Source organism: Advenella faeciporci (assembly GCF_014652395.1).
In the GTDB taxonomy this organism is placed as follows: domain Bacteria; phylum Pseudomonadota; class Gammaproteobacteria; order Burkholderiales; family Burkholderiaceae_B; genus Advenella; species Advenella faeciporci.
The window spans coordinates 200,273-227,264 of record NZ_BMYS01000002.1; the positions used below are offsets into that span (position 1 = coordinate 200,273).

Consider the following 26,992-nt stretch of genomic DNA (forward strand, 5'->3'; position numbering starts at 1 on the left):
TTATTCGTCATCAAAACCCAATAATTTCAATTTTCGGGTAACCGTATTACGGCCTATTCCCAAGCGATTGGCTGCTTCGGTACGATGCCCTTTACAGTAGCCAAGTGTGGTGGTCAAAACAGCCTTTTCAAACTCGGCAGTCAAGTTGTCCATAATGCCCGATGTACCTAACGCCAGTTGTCTCAGCACTTCTTTTTCCAAAAGTGGCAACCAGCCTTCACTGGTCGGCTTGGACATTGATGAAACCATTGAGCTGGTATTATCGGCCAACCGCATAGATTCAGCGTTACCATCATTACTGAATGTCTTATTCAACGGCTGTGCCGTTTCTCCAGAAGAAAGGAAATTTGCAGGACTTTTGCTATCCACGAGCAGCAAGTGTCCAGGTAAATGATCAGATTTCAGGCTGCCTAACAACTCAGGGGGCAAATCCGGTTTTCCAATAACATTGGCAGGCGACATGACAGTCAGCCAATGACAGAAATTTTCCAGTTGCCTGACATTGCCTGGAAAATCAAAATCCTGCAACACCTGCATGGCTTCCGGGCTCAGACGTTTGGCTGGAACCCCCAACCCATCGGCAGAAAGCTGAAGAAAATGCCTGACCAGTCGGGGAATATCTTCTTTTCGTTCCCGTAAAGGCGGCACCCGCAATCGAATAACATTAAGACGATGAAACAGGTCTTCGCGGAAACTGCCTTGCGCCACCCTGGTTTCCAATGGTTGATGGGTCGCGGCAATGATACGTACATCCACATTAACAGGCTGGGTACCACCAATCCGGTAAAAACTGCCCTCGGCCAATACCCGTAGCAAACGGGTTTGCAAATCCAAAGGCATATCTCCAATTTCATCTAAAAACAGGGTGCCCCCATTGGCCTCTTCAAAACGCCCCCTGCGCAAATGACTGGCACCGGTAAAAGCGCCCCGCTCATGACCAAACAACTCCGCTTCCAGCAAATCCTTGGGTATTGCGGCGGCATTCAGCGCCACAAAAGGTTTGTGTGCACGAACCCCATGTTTATGCAGGGCCCGCGCAATCAGCTCTTTGCCGGTCCCGGATTCACCGGTAATCAGTACCGTCACTTTGGATGGTGCCAGCCTGCCAATGGCACGAAAAATATCCTGCATCGCACGTGAAGACGACTTGCTCATCATCTTCTCGACAGAGTCATTATCAACCATTGAAGCAGACGCATCGGTACTGGCCGTGTTCTGGCCTGCCTGTTCAACAGCCCTTGCAATAAGTGCCAAGGCCTCATTAATATCAAAAGGCTTAACCAAATAATCAAAAGCCCCTTCCTGAAAAGCACTTACTGTGCTGTCAAGATCGGTATACGCGGTCATGACAATCACGTTAAGATCAGGGTATTGCTGCTTGACCTGCCGCAGCAACTCAAGGCCCGAGATATCAGGCATCCGGATATCAGTCACCAGCACATCGGGCCGTTCGGCTTGCAAAGCCTGCCACAAATCGCCAACCCGCTCAAAACAACGGGGCTGCATGCCCGCTTTTTGCAAAGCCTTGTCCAACACCCAACGAATGGCCTGGTCATCATCAATGACCCAAATTTTTTTCATGTGGCGTCCAATGGTAGCAATATCCTGAATTCTGTCCTGCCCGGCACCGAATCAAACTCAATGAGTCCGCCATGCTGACGAACGTACTCTTGTGCCAGGCTAAGTCCCAGTCCTGTTCCATCTGGCCGGCCGGTTACCAGGGGATGAAAAACGCGATCATGCAATGCTTCTGGCACGCCAGGTCCATTGTCTATCACAGACACCACCACAACCAGACGATGCATCCTGTTCAGCAACAAATGCCTGTTAAGAACGCGGGTTCTTAGCGTAATGCAGGGCTTGTTTTTAAGGTTTCCTGACAACAGTGATTGTGCGGCATTTCTGCCAATATTAAGATAGGCCTGAAGCAACTTGGCCATATCCGCCTTCATATCGGGTACTGACGCATCGTAATCACGCACAATGGTTATCTGCTCGCGATACTCTGCTTTAAGCAAGGCGTGCACACGTTCACAAACCTCATGAATATTAATAAGGGATAAGCTAAGGTTGCTTTGCCCCGGCCTGATGAGCCTGTCAACCAGTTCCTGCAAACGATCCGCCTCGGCAATAATGACCCGCGTGTATTCCTGTAAGGCAGGGTCAGACAACTCCATCTCAAGCAATTGTGCGGCCCCTCTTAATCCACCCAGCGGGTTTTTAACTTCGTGGCCCAAATTGCGAAAGGTTTCCTGATGAATTTCAAGCTCTTTAATCAAGCGCTCATTGCGCTCGGCCAGCGTGTGCTGTTCAATTTCCCGCACTTCAAGAATCACGCTCCAGGCCTGCTGCTCAAGTCGCTGCAAAGTAGCACTCACCAGCAACTTTTCCTGCCCCTGGTTTTGGATAAGACTTCCCATCAACCCGAATGAACTGAATTCCCCATGCAAAATAGCCTCAAAGGCATGTTCAAACGCCTGATCATCCTCAAACAGGTTTTTGGCAGCCATGCCTTCCAAAGACCGGCTGGAGCGCTTGAGCAGACTTTGACCTGCATTATTCACCCACCGAATCATGCCATCCTGGTCTAGCATGCAAACAGTTGTGGCCAGCAGGTCAAGTGCCTTGCAATCCTGAAGTGTGACAGGAAAAGAGCCGTTTACGCGCATTGGTTTCTCCTGTCATGGTATGTTCGCTATCGTTGACTTACAGTGAATAATACAAATCATACTCAACCGGGTGCGTGGTCATACGCAAACGGGTCACTTCCTGCATTTTCAATTCCAGATAGGCATCCAGCATTTCATTGCTGAACACACCACCCCGTGTCAGGAACTCACGATCTGCATCCAGGGCTGCCAGGGCCTCTTCCAGTGAAGCAGCCACGGTCGGGATTTTTTTATCCTCTTCAGGGGGCAAATCGTACAGGTTTTTATCGGCCGGATCGCCAGGGTGGATCTTGTTCTGCACACCGTCCAGACCTGCCATCATCAAGGCAGAAAACGCCAGGTACGGGTTAGCCAGCGGATCGGGGAAACGGGCCTCTACACGGCGTGCCTTGGGATTGCCCACATAAGGAATACGTATGGACGCAGAACGGTTACGTGCGGAATAAGCCAGTTTTACCGGTGCCTCGTAATGGGGAACCAGGCGTTTGTACGAGTTGGTGCCTGGGTTGGTAATCGCATTCAGGGCACGTGCATGCTTGATGATGCCGCCAATATAGTACAGGGCAAACTCAGACAGGCCTGCGTAACCGTTACCGGCAAACAGGTTTTGACCATCTTTCCAGATAGACTGGTGAACATGCATGCCGGAACCGTTATCGCCCACCACCGGTTTGGGCATGAACGTTGCCGTTTTACCGTAGACATGAGCCACGTTATGAATGGTGTATTTCATGATCTGGTTCCAGTCGGCACGCTCTACCAGCGTGCTGAATCGGGTACCAATTTCAAGCTGTCCGGCACCGGCTACTTCATGGTGATGAATTTCCACCGGTACGCCTTGCTGTTCCAGCAAAACACACATTTCAGAACGCATGTCGGCAAAAGAATCCACCGGTGAAACAGGCACATAACCGCCTTTGACGCGAGGACGATGGCCATGGTTACCCTGCTCGGACTCTTCACTGCGAGACCAGTAGGCCTCATCAGACTTGATCTTGTATGAGCAACCGGACATATCATCCGACCAGGTAACACCGTCAAACACGAAGAACTCGGGCTCTGGGCCAAAATAAGCGGTATCCCCAAGACCACTGGCTTTCAGGTAAGCCTCGGCACGTTTGGCCAAAGAGCGAGGATCGCGGTCATATCCCTTAAGATCGGAAGGCTCAACCACATCACAAGTCAGAATCAGGGTGGGCTCTTCACGGAACGGATCAAGACGGGCCGTATTGGCATCGGGAATCAGCAGCATATCCGATGCTTCAATTCCTTTCCAGCCGGCAATGGAAGAACCATCAAAAGCCTGACCAGACTCAAACTTGTCTTCATCAACCATTTTGGAAGGAACAGTCATGTGATGTTCTTTACCAAGCGTATCGGTAAAACGGAAATCAACAAAAGTGACTTCACGTTCACTCATCAACTTCAGGATATCTTGTGGGGTTGTCATGTTTTCTCCAGGGAAAGCGTAATAGCAAGCCATTCAGGCCATTCAATATAAATTTAGCAATTATCGTGCCAATTATTTTTGCACGATCATCGGTCATTGTCGTCATTATCGCAGCATATTGATGCAGCAAAACAGAATTATTTTGCACCTTTTTGGCGCAAATAAAACAAAATGCACTATAAAGGTGCATTAAAGAAACAGGCCCTGCAAATCATTCAGGAACCGCCAACCAAGCGGCGAAGCCTTGATGCGCATGGGATCGGCATCTAACAGGCCCTTTTTAAGCGCCGCCTCCAGTTGCCGGCTAATGCCTGCCAAAGACAGGCTGGTGCGCTCTTCAAAACAGGATACGGGTACACCCTCTTTCAGGCGAAGCGCATTAAGCATGAACTCAAATGGCAATTCACTGCTCTCCAGTTCGCGTTCTTCGGCCAGATGAGAGCCATTCCGTAACACGGCCTTTTCCATCCAGGACTCGGGGTTACGTACTTTTGCGGTTCGTACGATACGATCATGAAAACTGAGCTTGCCATGCGCACCGGGGCCAATGCCAATGTAATCACCAAATTCCCAGTAATTCACATTATGCCTTGCCCTTGCGCCGGGCCGCGCATAAGCCGACACCTCGTACTGCTCCAACCCTCGCGAAGCAGTAAGCTCTATAAGCATGTCCTGCAAGGCGGCACTGGTATCGTCATCAGGCAAGCCTGAAGGCGGATACTTGGCAAAAACGGTATTGGGCTCCATGGTCAGGTGATATAAAGACAGGTGCTCGGTATCAAAAGACAAGGCGGTTTCAATGTCATTTTTGCAGGATTCCAGCGTTTGGCCCGGCAAGGCATACATCAAGTCAAGATTGATGCGGCCAACCGCCTTTTGGGCCATTTCAATCGCTTCAATGGCCTGTCGGCTGTCATGAATACGCCCCAATATGCCCAAGGCCCTGTCATCAAAACTTTGGATACCCAGTGAAATACGGTTAATACCGGATTCGGCATATTGCTTGAAACGCAAAGCCTCTGCCGTGCCCGGATTGGCTTCCAGGGTGACTTCGGTATCGGGCCAGATATTTAAATAATTGCGCAACATGGCCATCATGCGCTCTACCGCCTGAGCGGAAAGCAGGCTGGGCGTGCCCCCACCAATAAATACCGTATGAATTTGCCGACCCCAGATAAGGGGCAGGGTCTGTTCAAGATCGGCCGCCAGGGCATTTAGATAGTGCTCTTCGGGTAACTCGCCCTTTTGCGCATGGGAATTGAAATCACAATACGGACACTTCTTCACACACCAGGGGACATGAATGTACAAAGACAGTGGCGGCAACCCCTGGGTAAATGAAATAGCCCGATTGACCATCCCACCCACCTGTTTTTTGCTACGGGAAAGCTCTGGAAAAACAGGAATAATTTCTTTCATGATGGTTTAATTGGCCTGCAACTCGGCAAGCAGTTTTTTCAGGGCAATTGCCCGGTGGCTTTGACGGTTCTTTACCTCGGGTGCAAGCTCGGCGGCAGTACACCCCAATTCTGGCAGATAAAAATACGGATCATAGCCAAAACCATGATTGCCGGCTGCCTGCGTGGCAATTTGGCCTTTCCAGACCCCTTGGGCAATAATGGGGCAAGGATCACTCTCTGAACGCACAAAAACCAGCAAGGCAATATAAGCGGCAGAACGATCGTTTTTATTGGCCAGCTCTTTCAACAAACGCAGATTATTGTTTTGATCTGATTTTTCCTCACCAAACAAGGTGGCATAGCGGGCGGACAACACACCCGGTGCACCCCCCAAAGCCTTTACCGTTAAACCGGAATCATCGGCAATGGCAGGCAAACCGGTATACTTGCTGGCATGCCGTGCCTTGGCCAGGGCATTTTCAACAAACGTGTCAAAAGGCTCTTCGGCCTCGGGTACACCCAGCTCTCCTTGGGGAACCAGCTCTATTCCCAATGGCGCAAACAAGGCCTTGAACTCTTTCAGCTTGCCCTGATTATTGGAGGCCAGCACCACTTTTCCCTTGAAACTCACCACATTACGTCCTGATTGTTGTTAACTTGATAATGATTAAACCGGCCATGCATCTTGCTGAACACGCAACAAACCGGCAATTCCCTTCTCGGCCAGCATCAGCAGGCTATCCAGCTCCTGGCGGCTGAAAGCATGCCCTTCTGCTGTACCCTGAACCTCGACAAACTGGCCGCTGCCCGTCATGACCACATTCATGTCAGCATCACAGCTGGAGTCTTCTTCGTAATCAAGATCCAGGACCGGATAGCCCTTGTACATACCTACGGAAATAGCCGCTACCCTGTCTTTAAGTGGGTTCTCGGGGATTTGTCCGGTTTTAAGCAGGTGTGAAACCGCATCTGCCAGGGCAATCCAGGCACCGGTAATACTGGCACAACGAGTGCCGCCATCTGCCTGAATCACATCACAATCAAGGTGAATGGTGCGCTCACCCAGTTTTTCAAGATCAATAATGGCACGCAGGCTGCGGCCTATAAGACGCTGGATTTCCTGGGTGCGGCCACTTTGCTTGCCACGTGCGGCCTCGCGGTCAGTGCGGGTATGGGTAGACCTGGGCAACATGCCGTATTCGGCCGTTACCCAACCTTTTCCCTGCCCTTTCAAAAAAGGTGGAACCTTGTCCAGAACGCTGGCATTACACAATACATGCGTATTACCCATTTTGATTAATACAGATCCTTCTGCATAGGGCGTATAAGAACGCTCAACCTGCACGTTTCGCAAGCCATTGGGTTCCCTGTCTGAAGGTCGTTTGAAGTCTATTGTCAGATCATTGCCTGGCATGCTTTCACCTATGTAATTTACGTTGGTAACATTGTAGTATGAGGACATTGAAAAATGGGCGTTTCCTTATTGTCCGATGTGGATTAACATACCACAGCAACAGCATTTACCAACATATACTTTGGAAATATTTATGATTCAAAGCATGACTGCTTTTGGCAGCGCCCAAACCGAATCGGAACTGGGTACCATTACCGTAGAACTTAAAAGTGTTAACAGCCGTTATCTGGATTTGAATTTTCGCATTCCCGATGAGTTGCGGCAGACCGAAAACGGCCTGCGTGAACTGCTAACCGGCAACATCAACCGTGGAAAACTGGAAGCCCGGGTTTCGTTCATAAAAAACCAGGATGCAGCTACGCTTTCAGTAGACCCCGCCCTGCTTCAGGCTATTGCCACCCTGCTGGCAGACGTGCGTGCCGTTATTCCCGACACCGAGGCCCCCAAACTATCTGATCTGGTAAGCTGGCCCAGCCAGAAAGCCAAACCCGATTCCAACACCGAATGGCACAAACAGTGCCTGGAAACCGCCCGGCTGGCCATTGAAGAATTTATTACTGCACGTAATCGCGAAGGCGAACGCCTTGCCAGCGCCATGCGATCCTACGCCACAGCCATGACCGGGATTGTTGACAAGGTTGAAACCCTTCTGCCCGAGGTACATGCCGAGTACCGCACAAAACTGGCCACAAAACTGCAGGAAACCCTGGAGGCGGCCTGCCCCAATGGCTTGCAGCACCTGAGTGGAGAAGAACTGTCTGCCCGCATTGCCAGCGAATCAGCCCTGTTTTCATTACGTATTGATGTGGAAGAAGAAATCACCCGCCTGCGTTCCCATATCAAAGAACTGCAATTGTTGCTGGATGGCAAAACCAACAGTAAACAAAGCACCGGCAAGCGGCTGGATTTTTTGTTCCAGGAAATGAACCGTGAAGTGAATACCCTGGGCTCCAAGTCCAGCTCTTTGGAAATTACCCAGGCCGTGATTAACCTGAAACTGTATATAGAGCAGCTTCGCGAGCAATCGCAGAATATTGAATAGATCATTAAGGGCCGCTACCTGCCGGCGACTGGCTTGTTTGATTGGGCCAGTCGCCGGATTGAGGCAAACAAACCTGCAAATACTGGCAAAGCAATTCTTTTCAGCCATATACTTTTTGTTATGGCAGACAATTAAATTTCATTTCAAATTGTATCGCCATTCATCCATAATAGTGTTTTATAAAAATCCGCTTAAAACAGCAGGCAGACATATTCCCTATCAAGATAACCGCCCAAGCAATCCCATATTGTTATAAAGCGGCCCATAAAAAAAGAAACATGTCGCCACATTACAAAAATCCACTTTAATGACAAGTATTTATAAATTTTGGCCTCAGGAGACCCCATGTTATTTTTCAAGAAAACCACGCTAATTGCCGCTGCTTTATCTTTTGCCTGCTTTGGCAATGCCGCCCAGGCCAACACCAACTTTCCACAAAAAACAGTTACCTTGTACAGCGCATTTTCAGTAGGGAGTGGACCGGATGTCGTCTTGCGCATACTAAGCCAGGAGCTGGGCAAAATCTGGGGCCAACCGGTAATTGTAGAAAACCGTCCCGGTGGTGGTGGCTTCATTGCGCTGGAAGCCGTTAGCAAGCGCCCTGCCGATGGTTATTCTTTACTGCAACTGGACAGTGAACACGTTTCTGCCCTGCCACACCTGTACAAATCGCGCAACTACTACCCGCGCGAAAAGTTTGAACTCGTTGCCCCTTTGTTTTATACGCCTTTCATGATTGCCGTTAGCGATAAATCCCCCTGGAAGAACATGACAGATCTTATTGACGCTGCCAAAACCAAACCTGATAGCGTCACCTATGGGTCATGGTTTGTAGGCAGCCCCGGCCATCTGGGTGGCGAGTGGATAGATTCACTTACCGGCACAAAAATGCTGCATATTCCCTACAAGGAAGTCAGCCAGCTGTATACGGCCGTTGCCAACAGCGAAGTAGACTGGGCCTATGGCACCATCCCTTCCACCCGTCCGGTCTATGACAGCGGCAAACTGCGTTACCTTGCCATTGCCGCCCCCAAGCGACACCCACTGTTCCCTGATGTACCAACCGTTGCTGAAGCCGGAGGCCCCGCCGAACTGGATGTCAATTCAATCGTTTCGCTGCTGGCACCCAAAGGCATCCCGGAAGCCGTACGTGACAAAATCCAGGCCGATGTGGCCAAAGTACTGTCTGACCCTGAAGTAGTCAAACGCTTCGACTCTTTCGCTTTTGACCCGCTGACCTGGCCATTAAGCGAATTGGGACAACGCCTGGATCAGAAAGAAGAGACTTATAAGGGATTGATTCAGAAAGCGAATATCAGTCTGGATTGATGAAAAAACCACTTCCTCACGAAAGGAAAGGTTTGCTTTAAAAAAGGCTGTTTGCTTACCTTTCCTGATAAACGTTCATTGCCCACATGCCACCTAACCCACTGCCAGCTTAGCAGCCTGGTGCCACATAAATGGTGGCATTGGTGTTTTTAAACGCCAGGTGATATTCATGGGTTGTGAACCTGTGTGTGAAATATACTCAACCTCACCAAAATTCACAAACCCCATCGTTCGATTGTATTCGTCTTTGGTTTGTTCTCGAACGAATAAAAACAACCGTTTATTTAATTGCCTGTGCTGAATATAGGAAGCGCCTTTCCCACGATCTGGGCGCGCGCTATTTTGTGATTGCCAATGGAAAAGATGCTCATTGATTGCATAATCATGATACATCGTTGTTGGTGAAAATTGCTTTTCATTTTTATTCAGCGTCACGAATAATAGTTCTATATTCTGATCTTTTAACTCAAGCACCCCTTCTCTTGCTGGCGCCCGTCGCTCGAAGGTAGACGCACCAAAAGCGACTAGAATTTGCTCACGCGCGTATCGTGCGTGGAGCTTTAAAGGAATGCCTGGTAAATTTAGCTGCTCATTTTGCTCATGTTGAATTCGATCCAGCAATAAACTCAAAAGATCTGACAACTCAGATTTTAAAGCAGGAATATCAAAAGTACTTAAACCATCTTGCAAGTTTGAAAGCCCAATTTCTGCGCCTGATTTTTGCCAAAAATCATAATGGCACATCAATGCCATACGTAGGTTCATTTTCTCTTTCAGCTTAAAATCATGTCGACATAAATCCCTAACAAAATACAAATAGTCATGAGCATCAGTAGATAAAAACCGTGTTTTAATTGCCCTTTCAAAATTACTTAGCACGGAGTGATTGATATTTTCATTGAAATCAACTTGCTTAGCTTTAATAAGCAAACCTGTAAAACTGCCCGATTTATATAAATCGTTCAAGTCAATAAATGGGTAAATCTTTAAAAAATTGCCTAGGCTAAGTGGTAAGCTTGTTTGATGAGGATATTGCCGTATCAACCCCATTAACCTATTTGCATTTAAACTGGCTTGCCGAATATTTTTTAATACAATTTCCTGAGCACGCTTAGTCAGTTCAATGCGACACCCCAAAGGCACATGTGGAAAGCCTTGTTTAATTTCCTCAACAATCGCCTTATTGGTTTTACCCACCAAAGCACGAAACTTATTCGAAAAATCATACTCAGGTCTTGAATTCCCAATAAAATCCAATACAGTACAACACTCTTTGCCATCAGCTAATCGCAGCCCTCGACCCAGCTGCTGTAGAAAAATAGTCAAGCTTTCAGTCGGTCGTAAAAACAGCAAGGTATCAATTTCAGGTATATCTACCCCTTCATTAAAAATATCTACTACACAAAGCACATTGATTTTCCCAGATCGAATGGCTTGTTGTTTCTGCTGACGCTCATGGCGATTATCACTTGTAAGCACATCACTGGGAATGCCTTTTAGCAAGAATTGTTGACACATATAATTAGCATGCTCTTTACTAACACAAAAAGCCAAGGCTTTCATTTTGCTCGTATCGGTAACAATTTCCCGCAGATTCCTGATAATCATATTCACGCGTTGTTGATTATGAGTATAAACATTGCTTAATTGTGCAATATCATACCGACCGCGGCTCCAACTGATATTTCTTAAATCAGTATCATCATCAACCGCAAAATATTGAAAGGGACTAAGATGACGTTGATTAATTGCTTCGGGCAATCGAATTTCCGCGGCAATCACGCCACAAAAATCAGATAATATATCTACGCCATCATGTCGTTCTGGGGTCGCCGTTAACCCTAGAAAAATTTCCGGCTTGAAGTAGTCAATTATCGAACGATAACTACTAGCGGCAATATGATGGACTTCATCAATCACTATATAGTCATAGTAATCAGGACTTAAGTTTAAAGTAGTTAATTGATTGTTTAATGTCTGAATAGAGGCAAACAGCTGGTGATAATGATCAGGCTGATAAACACCCACCCATATTTCTCCAAAATGACTGTTTTTAAGCACCCCTCTGTAAGCCTCTCTGGCTTGCTTCAAAATTTCCTCACGATGCGCAATAAACAAAAATTTCGCCTGAGGTTTTTGTTTTACAAATCGCGCAAAATCAAAGGCCGAAATAAGTGTTTTTCCGGTACCTGTTGCCGCTACAACCAAGTTTCTGAATCGTTGATGCAGCTTACGTTCCACCGACAATTGTTCTAAGATTTCTTGCTGGTGCGCAAAAGGTTTTATATCAAAAAAATGACGCTCATCATCACTCTGCCTTCCTCGAGCTTGTGTTAAAGCCTGCCTTAATTTGCCAACACTTTCTACTTTTCCATCAAACACTTCAAAGTCATTAGACGCCCAATACGTTTCAAACGTGCTGATTGACTTATTAATAATATGCGGAATTTCCTGAGAGGTAATCTTTAAATTCCATTCAAGGCCACTGGTTAACGCTGAGTGTGATAAATTTGAAGAGCCAATATATCCAGTATTAAATCCCGTATTCCTTAAAAATAGATAACTTTTAGCATGCAAACGCTCACGCTGTGTGTTGTAACTAAGCCTAACCTCGGTATTGGGTAAACTGGCCAAAAATTCAACGGCTTTGGCATCGGTAGCACCCATATAAGAAGTCGTGATTACTTTCAATTCTCGACCACTTCTCGTGAACGCCTCCAACTCCTTACTAAAAATACGAATACCCGTCCATTTTATAAATGAAACAAGCCAATAAATCTTATCTGAAGATAGGATTTCTCTTTTGATTTCAGACTCTAACGACAAGCCTGCATTACTACCACTAAACAATTCACTTTGACTTAAACCCGTCAAAGGGAATATATCATCGACATATTTTTTATAATCTGCGGCAATCGGGTTCTCTTTCTCAAATAGAGCAGTAAGAATTTTTCCCTGGCAATCGAGCAAATTATCCTCAATGAAGTCATTATCATTAAGCTTTTTTTTCAACCAAAACAATAATTCATTAGACAACAAAACCTGCCGCTGCACTTGATTTTCACCAGTAGGGATTGACGAAATAGCATATTCAAAAACATGACATAAAAACCGAGAAAGCCACATTGACGCTTCAGAAGGCTCAAGCTCTCGCTCTCCAACATAAAATCTGTCTCGATTTAAACGTTTTGTAATGAGTTGAGTAATAAGCTGCTCATAAATCCCGATCTGTTGCATGTTGTGTTTTACTCTTTTCTAATTTTCTAAAATACATCCATTGCAATAAATCAAACAGTTTTTTCACGGCAAACAATAATGTTTCTCTGCTTCATTGGCTTACCCATGTCAAAAACTCTTTGATTCATCAAGGGGTAAAAGTCACCCCCGCCCAACAAACGGCATCTTCGTTGCCATGATCGTCACAAACTGCACATTGGTTTCCAGCGGGAAATCAGCCATGGTACGAACAGTTTGAGCCACATGGGCCACATCCATAATCGGCTCGGCCATGATTTCACCATTGGCCTGCAAAATGCCTTTCTTCATTCTTTCCGTCATATCGGTGCCGGCATTGCCAATATCTATCTGGCCGCAGGCAATATTATAGGCACGGCCGTCCAGCGAAATGCTTTTGGTCAGGCCGGTAACGGCATGTTTGGTGGCTGTATAAGCAATAGACATGGGGCGTGGTGCCGTGGCCGAGATAGAACCGTTATTAATAATCCGCCCTCCCTGGGGACTTTGGTGGCGCATCACATGAAAAGCGGCTTGGGCACACAGGAACATGCCTGTCAGGTTCACATCCACAATATCACGCCATTCCCTGGTGGAAAACTCGTCAATGGGCACCGCCGTACCGCTTTTGCCAGCGTTATTGAACAGCACATCCACCCGGCCATATTCGCGCTGGGTTTGTTCAAACAAGGCTTTTACTTCGTTTTCTTTGGTCACATCGGTGGGTATCACCAGAGCCCTTACCGCATCCAGTCCGGCTGCGGTACGTGTTTGCTCCAGAACCTCCTGCCGTCTTCCTGCCAGCACCACCCGGTAACCCGCGCTTAACAATTCCAGCGCTACCGCCCTGCCAATACCCGAGCCCGCACCTGTTACCACCGCCACTTTATGGTTTGAAATGTTCATTGTTATATTCTCCATTACGTTTTACTTAGCAATGCTACCAAGAATGGAGATGGCTGGCACCACTTGCCGGTGTTTTGAATGGACTTTTTTGCTGTTTATTGTAAATTGTGCTTAATTTTTTGTTATCCTTGCTACTTGTAAAAAAATGGACGCATCACCATGAAGAAATATCCCGGTAATGTATTTATGATTATCGCTCCCAGCGGTGCCGGAAAATCCAGTCTGGTCAATGCCCTGCTGAAAAATGACACGGATATTGAGTTATCTGTTTCCTGCACCACCCGTCCACCCCGGCCGGGCGAGGAAAACGGGCGTGAATACCATTTCATAAGCGTAGAAGAATTCCAGGCCCTGAAAGACAACAATGATTTGCTGGAATGGGCCGAAGTACATGGCAATTATTATGGCACACCTAAAACATTCATTAAGCAGGCTATTGCCGCTGGCAAGGATGTTTTACTGGAAATTGACTGGCAGGGTGCCCGCCAGGTAAGACAGCAGTTTTCCGATGTGACTGATATCTTTATTTTGCCACCATCAATTGAAGAGCTGGAAGTCAGGCTTACCCGTCGCGGGCAAGATGAGCCCAGTGTGATTGCCCGTCGCTTATTAGCGGCCGGAGGCGAAATTGCACACGCCCCTGAGTGCGAATATGTTATCATTAACAATGATTTCGACGTCGCACTACATGAGCTGCAGCAAATTATTGCTACAGCTCGTTTACGCTATACAGCACAGGCTGCACGACACGAAAAGCTATTCGCCGAGTTGGGCATTTTAGATGCCGCTTCCAACTAAGCCTCCTATTATTTCTCCCCTATTTTTCAGGTTATCAAATGGCACGAATTACCGTTGAAGACTGTTTAAAACAAATTCCAAACCGCTTTAGCCTGACGCTGGCGGCCACTTACCGTGCACGCGAACTGGCCCAGGGTCATGAACCTCGCCTTGAAAGCAACAAAGACAAACCCACCGTGCTTGCTTTGCGTGAAATCGCAAGCGGTGTAACCGGCCTTGAAATGTTGCGTAAAGTACCTACCTGAATCAATAATCGGCAAGGATTAACACATTATGACTTTTAAAGGGATCAAAGGCGCATCATCCACGATTTTGCATGCGTTGCGTGCCGGGTCTCCCTTTAAAAGAAAACAGAAAGATTCCTCTAAGCCGGTTGAATCAGCGCAGGCCGCCACAGGCAAGGCCATACCGGCCAATGATCCCACAATTGCTTCATTGGCCACGCTTACCGACATGCTGTCCAGCTACATGGACAGCAAAGATATTGAAAAAGTCCGCGAAGCTTACCGTTTTGCTGACCAGGCCCATTTGGGTCAATTTCGCTCCAGTGGTGCCCCCTACATTACCCACCCCATTGCGGTTACCGAAATATGTGCCGGATGGAAGCTTGACGTCAACGCCCTGATGGCTGCCCTGTTGCACGATGTCATCGAAGACCAGGGTGTTCTCAAGTCCGAGCTGGCTGAAAAATTCAACCCCGATGTGGCCAATCTGGTTGATGGCCTTACCAAGCTTGAAAAGCTTAATTTTGCCACCAAGGCAGAGCAGCAGGCGGAAAGCTTCCGTAAAATGCTGTTGGCCATGGCAAAAGACGTGCGCGTTATTTTAATCAAGCTGGCCGATCGCCTGCACAATATGCGCACACTGGACGCGGTAGACCCAGCCAAGCGCCGGCGGGTCGCCAACGAAACCCTGGAAATTTATACCCCTATCGCGCATCGGCTGGGTCTTAATTCTTTAGTCCGGGAACTGCAAGACCTGTGTTTTGAAGCCAGTTCACCCAACCGTTATTCCGTCCTGCACAAGGCGGTCATGGCAGCCCGTGGCAATCGTCGCGAAGTGCTTACCAAAATTACCGACAACATCATCACCGCCATGCCGGCTCAAGGTATTGAAGCCGAAATTTCCGGTCGTGAGAAATCACTGTTCAGCATTTATAATAAAATGCGTGAACAAAAAAAATCCTTTTCCGATGTACTGGATATCTACGGTTTCCGGATTATTGTTCACACCCTGCCCGAATGTTATTTGGCCCTGGGTGTGATTCATCAGCTGTATCGGCCTGTCCCCGGCAAATTCAAAGACTATATTGCCATTCCAAAGCTTAACGGCTATCAGTCTTTGCACACTACCCTGGTGGGCCCTTACGGCACCCCCATCGAGTTCCAGATTCGCACCCGTGACATGGACCACATTGCTGAAAAAGGCGTGGCCTCTCACTGGATGTACAAAAATGATGATATCTCTCTAAACGACTTGCAAAAACAAACCCATCGCTGGCTGCAATCTTTACTGGATATCCAAAGCCAAACCGGTGATTCGGGCGAGTTCCTTGAGCACGTCAAGGTAGACTTGTTCCCTGATGCGGTGTATGTGCTTACCCCCAAAGGTAAAATCATTTCTTTGCCACGTGGTGCAACGCCCATTGATTTTGCCTACCTTATTCATACCGATATCGGCAACCATGCCGTTTCCGCCAAAATCAATGGTGAGTTTGTGCCGCTCAAAACAGAATTAAGCAGCGGCGACAGAATCGAAATCATCACATCCCCGGCCTCCGTACCCAGTGCCCAGTGGCTTAACTATGTACGTACCGGTAAAGCCCGTTCTGAAATCCGTCATTTCCTTAAAACGGTTAAATACAGCGAATCCATTCAGTTTGGTGAAAAGCAGCTTTTGCACGCCTTGCAAGAGCTGAATATCCCAATGCCGCCTAAAGATGATCCGCAATGGGAAAAGCTGGCCAAAAGCACCGGGGCCAACTCGGTTGATGAAATTCTGGCCGATATCGGCCTGGGTCGTCGCCTGGCCGCCGTTGTTGCACGCCGGTTCATCATAGACAATGAGATTTTGGCAACCAGTGCCGCGGTTATTGATGAAATGTCCGTAGCCAAAACAGGCACTATTTTCATTCAGGGCAACGAAGGACAGGCTGCGCAGCTTTCCAATTGCTGCTACCCGATTCCTGGTGACTCTTTAATTGCCTGCATCCGCCCAGGCCATGGCCTGGTGGTTCACACAGAAGACTGTCCAGCCGCCCTTCGCCAGCGCACCCGCGAACCTGAGCGCTGGGTCTCTTCGGTTAGCTGGGATCAGGAAACCGCCAAGCACTTGCCAACGCGCCTTGAAATTACCATCAAGAGTGAAAAAGGGGTCTTGGGCCGCATCGCCGCCCAAATTGCCACCGCCGACTCCAATATTATTCAAATGTCCATGAACGAAGAGGCGCTTGAAACCGCCACGATACAACTCACCATCCAGGTAGATGACCGTAAACATTTGGCCAAAGTGATCAGGTTAATGCGGCATGTACCCCAGGTAACCAGGATTGTAAGGGTTAAGGGCTAAGGGTTAAGTTCTGAACCTTGCCCGCCTGCAACACCAGCTGCTGCTGGCAGCGGCTGGCAAGAAGCGTGTCGTGGGTAACCAGAACCAGGGTGGTTCTTTTTTCATGATGCAGTGCAAACATCAAGTCCATAATATTCGTCCCCGTTGTTGCATCAAGGCTTCCGGTGGGTTCATCGGCAAACAAGATGGCCGGCTCAACCACAAATGCCCGCGCCAGGGCCACACGCTGACGCTCTCCGCCAGACAATGTTTTTGGGTAATGATGAGAGCGCCCGGCAAGACCCACACGCTCCAGCATGGCCCATGCGGCCTCTTTGGCACGTTTGCCCTGCAACTCCAAAGGCAGCATCACGTTTTCAAGCGCTGTTAAGTTAGGCAACAGCTGAAACGACTGGAAAACGAATCCCACATGATACGCCCGCAACTGGGCCCGCTGGTCTTCATTAAGTGAAAACAGGTCCTGACCCATTAAGTGCACACTACCCTGGCTGGGCACATCAAGGCCAGCCAAAATACCCAGCAGGGTTGATTTTCCAGAACCAGAACTTCCGGTAATGGCCAATGTCTTACCTTTTTCAAGTGAAAAGGAAATATCCTCTAAAATACGAAGCTGGCCATTGGCATCTTCCACTACTTTATTCAGACCATTAACTTCCAGGGCAAATATGTTTTTCATAAATCAACTACTCAAATTATGTCTGGCACTATTCATGTGCACCGCTGCTTTTCAAATGGCAAATGCACAAAACAGCAGTAACAAGACGATACTGGTTATAGGAGACAGTTTATCAGCAGAATATGGCATTGAAAGGGGCAAAGGTTGGGTGGAAATAATTAAATCCGATTTTCTGGGTGATGATGACAATTATGAAGTCATCAATGCCAGTATAAGCGGCGATACGACCAGTGGCGGTCTTGGCCGCCTTCCTGCCTTGCTGGCACAGCACACGCCGTCTGTAGTGATTGTGGAACTGGGCTCCAATGACGCATTGCGCGGCCTGTCACTGGAAGTTTCCAAAAAAAACCTGGAAAACATGAGCGAATTAAGCAAGCAGGCGCAGGCAAAAGTGATCATTGTTGGCATGCAAATTCCGCCCAACTTTGGGCCTGTTTATACACAACAGTTCAAGGAAATGTTTGCCCAGGTGGCACAGGAACAGGACGCCCTGCTGGTGCCTTTCCTGTTTGAGCATTTTGCGCTGGATAAAAACATGTTTCAGGACGATGGTATCCATCCGAATGAAGCCGCACAAAAAACCATGGCGGAAAATGTCTGGACTGTCTTGCAGCAAGCCATTAACTGAACCTGACTGCTTAAGCTGTCATCCAGCATTCAGATATACAACATACTCTTTGCAGGCTTGATTGCCACCATAAAAAACCCCATAAAACCGGAACTGCATCCGGCTTTATGGGGTTTGTTTATTACAGTCCAGGTATAAGGTTTACGCTTTTATAAAAGCGCCTCCCGGTTTATTCGCCCAAAATCACCTTTTCGGCTTCGGGAAATACCTGAACCTTATGGTTTGCACGCAGGATATTGGTTACACCCTGGGCGATCTCAATGGCAACACCCGATTCCAGACCTGGTTGCAAGAACTGGGTAAAAAGCATTTTCATTTCAGGATTACCTTCCGAAACCTTGTCAACCTGGGCAATCACATAGCCATTTGGCGTAGCGGTGCCCACAAAGGAAGGCAATTTATCAGTCGGTGCACTCATAATGGTATTAAGCATTGCTTCAGGCAATTGATTGGTCATTAAACGACTGATCATTGTTTCAGGACCAAAACCGGCAGACGTGGACTGGCCATTTTCCTGCAACATTTTCAGCTCTTGCGCACCCGCCAGTTTAGCCTGTTCAAGGGCTTTTTCATTCCTCACCCTGGCTTCAACCTCGGTTTTGACCGACTCTAGTGCAGGGATTGTCGCAGGCACTTCCTGTACCACACGAACCACCAGCAGCTCAGAGGGAGAAATCTCTATCACGCCAGAATTGAGTTTCTGTTTTAACACCTCATCCGAAAACAGGACTTCACGCACTCTTGGCGCCTCGAAGTATTTGGCATCAGGACTGGCAGAAGCGGCATTCTCACCCACTTGCCCGGCAGTCAGAAGCAGGTCTCGCGCAATACCATTCACTGTTTTCAGTTCAAGCTGAAGATTGTCGGCAACACCTTGCAACGATGAGCGATCATCATTAACCTGCTGGGTCAGGCCAGTAGCCAGATCAGCAAATTTTTCCGAGGCCAGCTGCAAACGGATTTCTTCCAATACCTGACTCTTGATGGCAGACAGCGGTTGAACAGAGCCTTCATCGATACTGGCAACCTGAATAATATGATAGGAGTTGCCTACTTTAACAGGATCGGTCACACCGGACTCAGTTAAAGAGAAAATGGCCTCATCAAGCACAGGGATATCACCCCTGGCCAGCAGACCCAGGCTGCCGTCCAGGTTTTTAGTACCTGCATCATCTGAATACTGTTTTGCCAAAGCAGAAAATTTCGCAGGGTCTGCCTTGGCCTGTGCAGCCACATCCCGGGCTTTTTTCAGGACTTCTTCCTGGGCTGCAGCATCGGCACCGGCGGGCACCATGATTTGAATATGATTAACAACACGGCGTTCTTGTTTGGTGTACTTGCCAATGTTGGATTTGTAATAGGATTCGATATCGGCGTCTGAAACTTCGGGCACTGATTTTAACGCCGCATCCTGGTTAAGAATAATGTACTGGGCATCCACATAACGGGGAACCTCAAGTGTTTTGCTGTTTTTATCGTACCACTGCCTGATATCGTCATCTGAAACCGTGACATCTTGCAAGTACGTGGAAACCTCAAATTCCTTCAGGCGAACGGCACGCTCCTGAACCATGGCCGATTGCAATAATTCAAGCGTTTTTGCAGGCAGCGAAACAGATTGCGCAATAGGCTCAAGTACATGGGAATACGCCAGATTCTGACGGACATAAGCTTCATAATCAATGTCCCTGATGCCATTATTACCAAGGAACTCGCTGTATTTCAGGGGAGAATACACCCCGTTTTCATGAAACTGGGGGTTGGAGCCAATGGCACTGCGAACCATGTTGTCGGTGGCATTGAAGTGACCGTCAATCACTTCCTGCTGCAGCACCTGAGTATTGATAAGCTGGTTCAGCCAGGCTTGCCGGTTGGCCGGGGTATCTACCTTGGAAACATCAAAATTCGCGCCGGCGTCCATTCTCATTTGGTCCAAACGGGCGCGCCAGGACTGGTTAAACTGCTCTTGGGTAATATTGGTTTCTTTGACAGCCGCCAATTTTACATCGTTGGAAACGAAGCTTTGGTAATCGGCCACGCCAAAAAAAACAAATGACGGAACCACCAAAATAATTAACGCTGCCAATACAATACGTTGGTGTGTACGGATAAATTCAAACATTAAGCTCTCAACTCAGACTGCGAAAATCAGAATATACATTATAAATGTCGCGGTTGGAAAAAGGGGTTTCCCATTTTAGTCTTTTTCACTTTTAAAATAGACAATTCAGCCCCATTTTATAAAAAGTCACTTTCAAAGCGGCCTATATCTTCCTACAATACAACAATAAACTTACTCTTGAAACCCACCCATACATTCCAATGTCAGCAAAAAACACCTTTGAATGGCGCTATCCGCGCCTGATTGCCCATCGCGGCGGCGGCTACCTGGCCCCTGAAAACACCCTTGCAGCCATGCGTTGCGGTCATGAATACGGCTTTTCCATGGTTGAGTTCGATGTCAAGCTGAGCCAGGACAATATGCTTGTCTTAATGCATGATGATACGGTAGACCGCACCTCAAACGGAATCGGACTGGCCGCCAGTAAAACGTTCAGGGAACTGTCCGAACTGGACTTCGGCGGATGGCATTCAGCCTTTTATACCGGCGAGCCAATCCCCACGTTTGTTTCAGTTGCACGTTTTACCCAGGAAAACAATATTTTCTGTAATATAGAAATCAAACCCTGTCCAAACCGTGAAACCGAAACCGGGACTCTGGTGGCCAAAGCGGCAAAACAATGGTGGCTTCATTCCCATCTGCCTCCCCTGCTCTCTTCTTTCTCCCTTGAGGCGCTGGCCGCTGCGAAACAGGCCGCCCCCGAATTGCCACGTGCCTTTTTAACCGAAGATCTGCCCGATAATTTCACCGTGATTCTGGAAGAGATGGATTGTGTCGCCATTAACCTGAAACAAAGCCTGCTGGACCAGGAAAAAATAGAACGCATTCACCAGGCCGGCTACAAGGTTTGCGCCTGGACCGTGAATGACTATCAACGCGCCAAACAACTATTGCATTGGGGTTGCGATGCCCTGTTTACCGACGAACTGCTTCGGGTAACCCCCGACTTGGCTTAATAGCCAGTACTCACCACAAGGATATATTTTGTTCAGTTACCGCCACGCCTTTCATGCAGGCAATCATGCTGATGTTTTAAAGCATTCCGTTTTATTGCATATTTTGCATTACTTTAACAAAAAAGAAACGCCTTACTGGATCATCGACACCCACGCCGGTGCTGGCATTTACGATCTGGAAGATGCCTGGGCAGAGAAAACCGCGGAATTCAAAGAAGGCATTGCCCGGCTGTGGGACAACACCGACTTGCCCCAAGACCTGCAGGTATATATTGACCATATCCGTAACCTGAACGATGGCCAGGATCTGGTTTACTACCCCGGATCCCCCTGGATCTCGCTGGAATTAATGCGGCACAAAGATCGTCTGCATTTATTTGAGTTGCATCCCACCGAAATTGAAGTGCTCAGCGACAACATCGAACAGCAAGGCAGGGAAATCGCACGCCAGGTAACGATTTTTGAAAAGGACGGTTTTTCAGGCCTGAAATCACAACTGCCTCCCGTACCCAGACGGGGCGTTATCCTGATTGACCCTTCCTATGAAGACAAAGCCGATTACCGCCACACCTTAATGGCCATTAAAGATGGTCTTAAACGCTTTGCCACCGGCTGTTATGCAGTTTGGTACCCGTTGGTCAATCGCAAGGAAGTGCATGACATGATCAGGCAGCTTGAGAAACTGCCCGACACCCAATGGCTGAATGCATCACTGGCCGTCAGAAAACCGGCTGCGGATGGTTATGGCTTGCACGGAAGTGGCATGTTTATTATCAACCCGCCGTATACCCTGCATGCCGCCCTGGAAAAAAGTCTGCCCTATCTGGCCAAACATCTGGCCCAGGACAGCTCTGCAACCTTCAGCCTTACTCGTCAGGGTAATTAACTTCAAGAATTTCCAGCTCGTCCATACCCGAAGGCGTACGCAAGCTAACCGTGTCGCCTTCCCTGGCCTTGATCAGGGCCCTTGCAACCGGGGAAATCCAGCTGATTTTCCCCTGCAATGGCTCTGCCTCATCAACCCCAACAATGGTTACCGTGTGTTCTTCACCGGCCTTGTCGGCATACACAACGGTAGCGCCTAAAAACACCTGGTCTTTGTTGGGCTGGGTGGAAGGATCCACGACCTCGGCAATTTCCAGCCTTTTGGTCAAAAAACGAATTCGGCGATCTATCTCGCGCAGTCTTTTTTTACCGTACAGGTAATCACCATTTTCAGAACGGTCACCATTAGCCGCCGCCCACGAAACGATTTGTACAACATCAGGTCTTTCGGTATTAACCAAGTGAGCCAATTCTTCACGTAAAGCGGCATAACCATATTTGGTTATATAGTTTTTGGTACCCGCTGGCAAGGCAACTGCCTGGCCATCAACGCCATCTTCGTCATCTTCCTGATCGGATTCTTTAACAAAAGCCTTGTTCATGATTTAATTAATTCCTCCCAGACAGGTGTAAGACCACTTGGCAAAGGGGGAAGTTTACCAAGATCCATACTGCTTTCCGAGGGACTGTGAAAGTCGGAACCACAAGAGGCCAGAAAACCGTACTGACGGGCAATATGTGCGTACTGGTGAAACTGGTCAACGGTGTGGGAACCGGTCACCACTTCAATCCCCCTGCCCCCCATTAACTTGAAGGTTTTATATAGGGTGGCAAATTCGCTGCGGGAGTATTTATACCGCCCGGGATGGGCAATCACGGCAATGCCACCTGCATGATTGATCCAGTTGATGGCCTCTTCAAGACTTGCCCAATCACCCGCTATATATGCTGGTTTGCCATCGGCCAGGTATTTGTCGAAAACCTCTTGCATGTTCTTGCAATGCCCGGTCTCCACGATATAACGGGCAAAGTGCGTCCGGCTTAGCAAGTTGGGGTTATCGGCATATTTCAGGGCTCCCTCATAGGCATTCATAATACCAAATTCCGCCAGCTTGTCTGACATGACCCGCGCCCGCTGCTCACGGTCGTCACGGATACGTTTCAACCCGGCATTCATGGCTGCGTTTTCAGGGTCGATGCCCAGGCCAACAATATGCAGGGTGTGTTCTGCCCAGGTCACGGATATTTCAATACCCGGGATATAAGTCATACCCAGTTCACGGGCGACCCGCGCAGCCTCTTGTTGCCCGCCCACCTCATCGTGATCGGTAAGGCTCCAGACTTGCACGCCATTGCCGGCCGCACGTGTGGCCACCTCGGTGGGGCTTAACACACCATCCGAAACGGTTGAATGACAATGCAGGTCTACGTTCAATCTGACCAAGCTATCCATGGTACTTTCCTACTGGCAAAAAATGTTTCAAGAGAGCAAAAAATTGCGGACTGTCTGGATTTGTTCGTTCGGCATGAGGGTAGGTGCATGCCCCACTTCGGGTATTTCCGCCATCTGGCTGTTTTTATTCTGTTCCAGCATTTGGGCAACCGATTCACGACTTAACAAATCGGAGTTCTCACCCCGCAATATTAAAATGGGGCAATCAATGGCTTTGTATGAGCGCCACAGGTAAGCTTCTGCCGCGGCAAGCGCTTCTTCACTTTCCTGCTCTTTAAATGTTTGGGCTATACGTACATCGTAATGACTTTTCCAGGCATTGTCCTTAAATTTAATCACACTTTTTGTAAATTCAAGCCATTGGCTATCATTAAGCGGACCAAAAGAGGCCGCGTTTATCTTCATATACGCCACCGCGCTTTCAAGACTTTCAAATTCCAGTCCATTACCCACATAGGCACCAATGCGGCGAATGGCCGCGAGCTCTATTTTTGGCCCTACATCGTTCAGCACCAGCCGGTTCAGGGCCAGCCCGGTTTTACCCGGCATACTTTCATCACGAGGCTCCTGATTGGCGATATACAGATCCGCCTTGCGCACCAGCCCGGCAAACACCATACCAATCAGCCCGCCCATTGAAGTCCCGATCCAATCCAGGGTTTTGGCATTGACGCGTGCCAACAGGGTGAAAATATCTGACACATACTGCGGTACGGCATAAAGGGATGGGTTAAGCAAAAAGTCAGAGGCTCCCCTGCCCACAATATCAGGACAAATCACACGATATTCAGCCGACATGGCCAGTGCCATATCATCAAAATCTCGTCCAGTCCGGGTTAGGCCATGCACACATACCAACACCCTGTCATTGTCCGGGTCACCCCATTCCCAATAAGCCATGCGATGCACGCCTGCCGTACTGACGCAATTGACATAATTCAAACGTGGTGATTGCATGACTTTCCTCCAGGAGACACAGATAATGATTATCACTAGTATATGCCGAGGCTAGCGGGCATGCCAATAGCGTTTTGTTGTGCTGCGCGCGGCAAGCAGGCCAAGCCCCTGTATTGAAGATCGTACGGTTATGGCACCATCCCTGTCAGTACGCCAGAAAACACTGCCTGCGTCTTCCCAGTGCCGTTGCACCTGCCTGTGTGGATGACCGTAACGATTCAGATAACCGTTCTGGACAATGGCATGATCGGCTTTCAGGGCTTGAACAAACGGCAGCGAAGAGGAAGTGTTGGCCCCATGATGCGGCACCACCACGACATTGACCTTTTCCAGCCCCAGTTGAACCAGACCGGCCTCCTGTTCAACATGAATATCACCGGTTAACAAGGCACTATGCTGACTGCCCTGTACCTTCAATACACAACTTTGCGCATTGCCACTTTCATTTGGCAAGGGCAGTTGCCCGCTATTCAGGAAAGTAAAACTGACCCCGTCAAAGCTAAAAGCCTGCCCCTGCCCGCAAGGCAGGTAGGCCAGATCCCGATTTGGCAAGACATAATCTTGGTCAAGTCGTTTTTCCTCCTCTGCCAGGAACCGCTCAAGCCCAAAAGACGCATACGCCATGCCTGTATGGACACCAGCAATCACGCTGGCAAAACCACCCGCATGATCCACATCGGAATGGGAGACCACCACGGCATCAAGCCGCTTGACGCCCGCCGATCTTAAGTACGGCAGGATTGTCCGGCTACCCGCCTCATTGGCATGGCTGGTTCTGGGCCCGGCATCAAACAGCACGGCATGCCTTTGCGTTAACACCACAACCGCTGTTCCCTGCCCCACATCCAAGGCAATCAGGTTCCAGTAACCGGGCAAGGGCCGGTCTGCTTTACCCAGAAAAACCGGCACCATGAAACACCAGGCCAGGTTCTTATAAGGCAAGCCCTTGGCCTGACACACGATAAAAACACCTGCCATGGCAAGCAGCAGTCCCCATAAAGCGGGGGTTGCAATATAGATGCTGGCCCACGGTAACTGGGCAAACCATTGGGTAAGATCAAGCACCCCCTGCAAAATATCATGCGCAAGATTGCCCAGCCACTGAGTGGCGGGTGTGTGCAGGTTTAACAAGGCCAGCAAGGCAAACAACAATGAAAGCGGGGTAATAACCCAGCCAATCAAGGGAATGGCATAGGCATTTACCAACGGTGAGACCAGCGAAAACTGGCTGAAAAGCAGAATTAAAAACGGTGCCAGCGCCAGCGTAATCATTAATTGAAACCTGGCCGCCAGCGCAAAGGCAGACAACATTTTTTTGCCCCTGTTTTGCCTATTTACACTGCCCTGCTGCGCATGATGGCGTCCCAGCCAGATTAAAACGGCCACGGCAGAAAAAGACAGCCAAAACCCGCTGGACAGCATGGCCCACGGATCCAGCAACAAAACACCCAGACAAGTTAACAAAAGGATAAAGAAAATGGACATGCGCCAACGAAACAAGATCAAGCCATAGCCAATAGCCAGCATCAGCAACGTTCTTTGCGCGGGCACCCCCCAGCCCGCCAGCAAACAATAAGCCCATGCAACCAGTAAGCCAACGAAAGCGGCCAAGACATGAATCGAGCGATAGTCTGACAACAACTTGCCTTTAAGCTTGATTCTTTTACAGCCCCATAAAACCAGAAAATGGCCTAACACAGCCAGCATCGTGATATGAGACCCGCTGATGGAAACCAGATGCGTCACCCCCGACAGGTTGAACAGCTTCCAGTCATCCTGGGCAATACCATTCTGGTCTCCCATAACCAGCGCCACCATTACGGAACCATAACGTTTATCTTTCAGGTAAGGCAGCATGGCCGAACGCACCTGGTCACGCAATCTTTCAACCGCAATGGCAAAACTGCTGAACGGCTCATCGGCCAACAGTTTGGGCTGGCCTTTTACCGCCCCCATGGCCCTGATGTTATTGGCAAAGGCATGGGTTTCATAATCAAATCCATTGGGATTCATGGCACCATGCACACGTTTAAGTTTCAAGGACATTTCCCAAACCTGGCCAGGCCTGATAAGCGGAAGTTTATCGTTGATATCCTTGGGCTTGCCGTAAATGCCCGGCCAGGTGCCTGCCTGCCAGCGAACCTGTATATGTACTGGAATTCCCTGTATGGAAAAGCGGTCCAGCACCTTGGCCTTGAACTGTACATAGTCTGGCCCATATAAGGCAATTTCAGCTACACGCAAGACAACCCGGCTTGTTTTGTTTTCATGAATGGAAGCAAGGCTGTCAGCCAGCCGCAGCTGGCCTTTATGGGTGGCATAAGCCATGCCCAGCAAGAAGCACAACACGCCAAGAAGAAGGGCTTTCAGGCCCGGAAATGGACTTGGCCACACACATAGCCAGGCAAGCAGGGATAAGCCTGCCAGCAAGCTGATGATGGCTAGAGAAGGCAAGTCTGGCAATAATTGAACACCTGCTATGCCCAGGCAAGCTCCCGCCAGGCAAATCCAGTAAACCCGCATGACATTCTTTGTGCGCTGAAAAGCAGATTCTACTCAAGGGGC

General features: G+C 48.6%; 22 protein-coding genes. 8 read left to right on the forward strand and 14 right to left on the reverse strand.

The annotated features are described in order from the left end of the window. The 6 genes from ntrC to rph form a co-directional block, all read right to left on the reverse strand. Window positions 1-1,581, reverse strand: a complete 1,581-nt coding sequence (ntrC, locus tag IE074_RS02750; protein ID WP_189383913.1) for a nitrogen regulation protein NR(I) — start codon at window positions 1,579-1,581, stop codon at window positions 1-3. Beyond that, the gene (gene glnL, locus IE074_RS02755; protein ID WP_189383914.1) at window positions 1,578-2,669 is read right to left on the reverse strand and encodes a nitrogen regulation protein NR(II); all 1,092 of its coding nucleotides are present in this window, start codon (window positions 2,667-2,669) and stop codon (window positions 1,578-1,580) included. The genes ntrC and glnL overlap by 4 nt, the downstream gene beginning before the upstream one ends. Window positions 2,670-2,706: 37 nt before the next feature. Then, window positions 2,707-4,119 (reverse strand): type I glutamate--ammonia ligase, encoded by a 1,413-nt coding sequence (glnA, locus tag IE074_RS02760; RefSeq protein ID WP_189383915.1) that lies wholly within the window; start codon window positions 4,117-4,119, stop codon window positions 2,707-2,709. A gap of 189 nt (window positions 4,120-4,308) precedes the next feature. Next, entirely contained in the window at window positions 4,309-5,478 is a 1,170-nt protein-coding gene (hemW, locus tag IE074_RS02765) for a radical SAM family heme chaperone HemW (protein ID WP_229793865.1), read from the reverse strand. Window positions 5,479-5,544: 66 nt separating this feature from the next. After that, the gene (gene rdgB / locus IE074_RS02770) at window positions 5,545-6,150 is read right to left on the reverse strand and encodes an RdgB/HAM1 family non-canonical purine NTP pyrophosphatase (protein ID WP_229793862.1); all 606 of its coding nucleotides are present in this window, start codon (window positions 6,148-6,150) and stop codon (window positions 5,545-5,547) included. Between the two features lie 36 nt (window positions 6,151-6,186). Then, the gene (gene rph, locus IE074_RS02775; RefSeq protein ID WP_189383918.1) at window positions 6,187-6,933 is read right to left on the reverse strand and encodes a ribonuclease PH; all 747 of its coding nucleotides are present in this window, start codon (window positions 6,931-6,933) and stop codon (window positions 6,187-6,189) included. A gap of 133 nt (window positions 6,934-7,066) precedes the next feature. Here rph and IE074_RS02780 point away from each other — a divergent pair, with 133 nt between their 5' ends. Both IE074_RS02780 and IE074_RS02785 read left to right on the forward strand, forming a co-directional pair. Then, entirely contained in the window at window positions 7,067-7,975 is a 909-nt protein-coding gene (locus IE074_RS02780; protein ID WP_189383919.1) for a YicC/YloC family endoribonuclease, read from the forward strand. Between the two features lie 345 nt (window positions 7,976-8,320). After that, window positions 8,321-9,304, forward strand: a complete 984-nt coding sequence (locus tag IE074_RS02785; RefSeq protein WP_189383920.1) for a Bug family tripartite tricarboxylate transporter substrate binding protein — start codon at window positions 8,321-8,323, stop codon at window positions 9,302-9,304. A gap of 93 nt (window positions 9,305-9,397) precedes the next feature. Here the strand turns inward: IE074_RS02785 and IE074_RS02790 are convergent, their stop codons facing one another. Further along, the gene (locus tag IE074_RS02790) at window positions 9,398-12,541 is read right to left on the reverse strand and encodes a DUF3427 domain-containing protein (protein ID WP_189383921.1); all 3,144 of its coding nucleotides are present in this window, start codon (window positions 12,539-12,541) and stop codon (window positions 9,398-9,400) included. Between the two features lie 141 nt (window positions 12,542-12,682). Further along, on the reverse strand, window positions 12,683-13,444 hold the full coding sequence (locus IE074_RS02795; RefSeq protein ID WP_189383922.1) for an SDR family oxidoreductase: 762 nt from the start codon (window positions 13,442-13,444) through the stop codon (window positions 12,683-12,685). Between the two features lie 159 nt (window positions 13,445-13,603). Between IE074_RS02795 and gmk the strand changes: the two genes are divergently transcribed. The 3 genes from gmk to IE074_RS02810 all read left to right on the forward strand — a co-directional run bounded on the left by gmk (window position 13,604) and on the right by IE074_RS02810 (window position 16,810). Beyond that, the gene (gene gmk / locus IE074_RS02800) at window positions 13,604-14,242 is read left to right on the forward strand and encodes a guanylate kinase (protein WP_189383923.1); all 639 of its coding nucleotides are present in this window, start codon (window positions 13,604-13,606) and stop codon (window positions 14,240-14,242) included. A gap of 38 nt (window positions 14,243-14,280) precedes the next feature. After that, window positions 14,281-14,487: a DNA-directed RNA polymerase subunit omega gene (gene rpoZ, locus IE074_RS02805; RefSeq protein WP_169294365.1), complete on the forward strand. Its 207-nt coding sequence runs from the start codon at window positions 14,281-14,283 to the stop codon at window positions 14,485-14,487. A 208-nt stretch (window positions 14,488-14,695) separates the two neighbouring features. Continuing rightward, entirely contained in the window at window positions 14,696-16,810 is a 2,115-nt protein-coding gene (locus tag IE074_RS02810; protein ID WP_373297753.1) for a RelA/SpoT family protein, read from the forward strand. Here the strand turns inward: IE074_RS02810 and IE074_RS02815 are convergent. Further along, on the reverse strand, window positions 16,800-17,486 hold the full coding sequence (locus IE074_RS02815) for an ABC transporter ATP-binding protein (RefSeq protein ID WP_189383925.1): 687 nt from the start codon (window positions 17,484-17,486) through the stop codon (window positions 16,800-16,802). The genes IE074_RS02810 and IE074_RS02815 overlap by 11 nt on opposite strands. Here IE074_RS02815 and IE074_RS02820 point away from each other — a divergent pair. Next, the gene (locus tag IE074_RS02820) at window positions 17,476-18,114 is read left to right on the forward strand and encodes an arylesterase (protein WP_189383926.1); all 639 of its coding nucleotides are present in this window, start codon (window positions 17,476-17,478) and stop codon (window positions 18,112-18,114) included. The two genes, IE074_RS02815 and IE074_RS02820, sit on opposite strands and share 11 nt — an antisense overlap. A 169-nt stretch (window positions 18,115-18,283) precedes the next feature. On the opposite strand, the gene IE074_RS02825 is transcribed toward IE074_RS02820, so the two are convergent. Then, window positions 18,284-20,236 (reverse strand): SurA N-terminal domain-containing protein, encoded by a 1,953-nt coding sequence (locus tag IE074_RS02825; RefSeq protein ID WP_189383927.1) that lies wholly within the window; start codon window positions 20,234-20,236, stop codon window positions 18,284-18,286. Window positions 20,237-20,436: 200 nt separating this feature from the next. On the opposite strand from IE074_RS02825, the gene ugpQ reads away from it, so the two are divergent. After that, window positions 20,437-21,192, forward strand: coding sequence for a glycerophosphodiester phosphodiesterase (gene ugpQ / locus IE074_RS02830; RefSeq protein WP_189383928.1), 756 nt, complete (start codon window positions 20,437-20,439; stop codon window positions 21,190-21,192). A 28-nt stretch (window positions 21,193-21,220) separates the two neighbouring features. Beyond that, window positions 21,221-22,078, forward strand: coding sequence for a 23S rRNA (adenine(2030)-N(6))-methyltransferase RlmJ (locus IE074_RS02835; protein WP_189383929.1), 858 nt, complete (start codon window positions 21,221-21,223; stop codon window positions 22,076-22,078). Here the strand turns inward: IE074_RS02835 and greB are convergent. From greB to IE074_RS02855, 4 genes are read right to left on the reverse strand one after another with little or no spacing between them, the layout of a single operon-like run. Beyond that, window positions 22,059-22,619, reverse strand: a complete 561-nt coding sequence (gene greB, locus IE074_RS02840; RefSeq protein ID WP_189383930.1) for a transcription elongation factor GreB — start codon at window positions 22,617-22,619, stop codon at window positions 22,059-22,061. The two genes, IE074_RS02835 and greB, sit on opposite strands and share 20 nt — an antisense overlap. After that, window positions 22,616-23,470, reverse strand: a complete 855-nt coding sequence (locus IE074_RS02845) for a 3',5'-nucleoside bisphosphate phosphatase (protein ID WP_189383931.1) — start codon at window positions 23,468-23,470, stop codon at window positions 22,616-22,618. Before IE074_RS02845 ends, greB begins: the two co-directional genes overlap by 4 nt. 27 nt (window positions 23,471-23,497) lie before the next feature. Beyond that, entirely contained in the window at window positions 23,498-24,427 is a 930-nt protein-coding gene (locus tag IE074_RS02850; protein WP_189383932.1) for an alpha/beta fold hydrolase, read from the reverse strand. Between the two features lie 51 nt (window positions 24,428-24,478). After that, window positions 24,479-26,950 carry a DNA internalization-related competence protein ComEC/Rec2 gene (locus IE074_RS02855; RefSeq protein WP_189383933.1) on the reverse strand — a complete coding sequence of 824 codons (2,472 nt, stop codon included), beginning with the start codon at window positions 26,948-26,950 and terminating at the stop codon, window positions 24,479-24,481. Window positions 26,951-26,992: the final 42 nt, after the last annotated feature.

What these genes read in the sequence shown, in the direction of transcription:
- ntrC (WP_189383913.1), bottom strand. Translation starts at nt 1,581, where the DNA reads ATGAAAAAAATTTGGGTCATTGATGATGACCAGGCCATTCGTTGGGTG.
- glnL (WP_189383914.1), bottom strand. Translation starts at nt 2,669, where the DNA reads ATGCGCGTAAACGGCTCTTTTCCTGTCACACTTCAGGATTGCAAGGCA.
- glnA (WP_189383915.1), bottom strand. Translation starts at nt 4,119, where the DNA reads ATGACAACCCCACAAGATATCCTGAAGTTGATGAGTGAACGTGAAGTC.
- hemW (WP_229793865.1), bottom strand. Translation starts at nt 5,478, where the DNA reads ATGGTCAATCGGGCTATTTCATTTACCCAGGGGTTGCCGCCACTGTCT.
- rph (WP_189383918.1), bottom strand. Translation starts at nt 6,933, where the DNA reads ATGCCAGGCAATGATCTGACAATAGACTTCAAACGACCTTCAGACAGG.
- IE074_RS02780 (WP_189383919.1), top strand. Translation starts at nt 7,067, where the DNA reads ATGATTCAAAGCATGACTGCTTTTGGCAGCGCCCAAACCGAATCGGAA.
- IE074_RS02785 (WP_189383920.1), top strand. Translation starts at nt 8,321, where the DNA reads ATGTTATTTTTCAAGAAAACCACGCTAATTGCCGCTGCTTTATCTTTT.
- IE074_RS02790 (WP_189383921.1), bottom strand. Translation starts at nt 12,541, where the DNA reads ATGCAACAGATCGGGATTTATGAGCAGCTTATTACTCAACTCATTACA.
- IE074_RS02795 (WP_189383922.1), bottom strand. Translation starts at nt 13,444, where the DNA reads ATGAACATTTCAAACCATAAAGTGGCGGTGGTAACAGGTGCGGGCTCG.
- gmk (WP_189383923.1), top strand. Translation starts at nt 13,604, where the DNA reads ATGAAGAAATATCCCGGTAATGTATTTATGATTATCGCTCCCAGCGGT.
- rpoZ (WP_169294365.1), top strand. Translation starts at nt 14,281, where the DNA reads ATGGCACGAATTACCGTTGAAGACTGTTTAAAACAAATTCCAAACCGC.
- IE074_RS02810 (WP_373297753.1), top strand. Translation starts at nt 14,696, where the DNA reads ATGCTGTCCAGCTACATGGACAGCAAAGATATTGAAAAAGTCCGCGAA.
- IE074_RS02820 (WP_189383926.1), top strand. Translation starts at nt 17,476, where the DNA reads ATGTTTTTCATAAATCAACTACTCAAATTATGTCTGGCACTATTCATG.
- IE074_RS02815 (WP_189383925.1), bottom strand. Translation starts at nt 17,486, where the DNA reads ATGAAAAACATATTTGCCCTGGAAGTTAATGGTCTGAATAAAGTAGTG.
- IE074_RS02825 (WP_189383927.1), bottom strand. Translation starts at nt 20,236, where the DNA reads ATGTTTGAATTTATCCGTACACACCAACGTATTGTATTGGCAGCGTTA.
- ugpQ (WP_189383928.1), top strand. Translation starts at nt 20,437, where the DNA reads ATGTCAGCAAAAAACACCTTTGAATGGCGCTATCCGCGCCTGATTGCC.
- greB (WP_189383930.1), bottom strand. Translation starts at nt 22,619, where the DNA reads ATGAACAAGGCTTTTGTTAAAGAATCCGATCAGGAAGATGACGAAGAT.
- IE074_RS02845 (WP_189383931.1), bottom strand. Translation starts at nt 23,470, where the DNA reads ATGGATAGCTTGGTCAGATTGAACGTAGACCTGCATTGTCATTCAACC.
- IE074_RS02850 (WP_189383932.1), bottom strand. Translation starts at nt 24,427, where the DNA reads ATGCAATCACCACGTTTGAATTATGTCAATTGCGTCAGTACGGCAGGC.
- IE074_RS02855 (WP_189383933.1), bottom strand. Translation starts at nt 26,950, where the DNA reads ATGCGGGTTTACTGGATTTGCCTGGCGGGAGCTTGCCTGGGCATAGCA.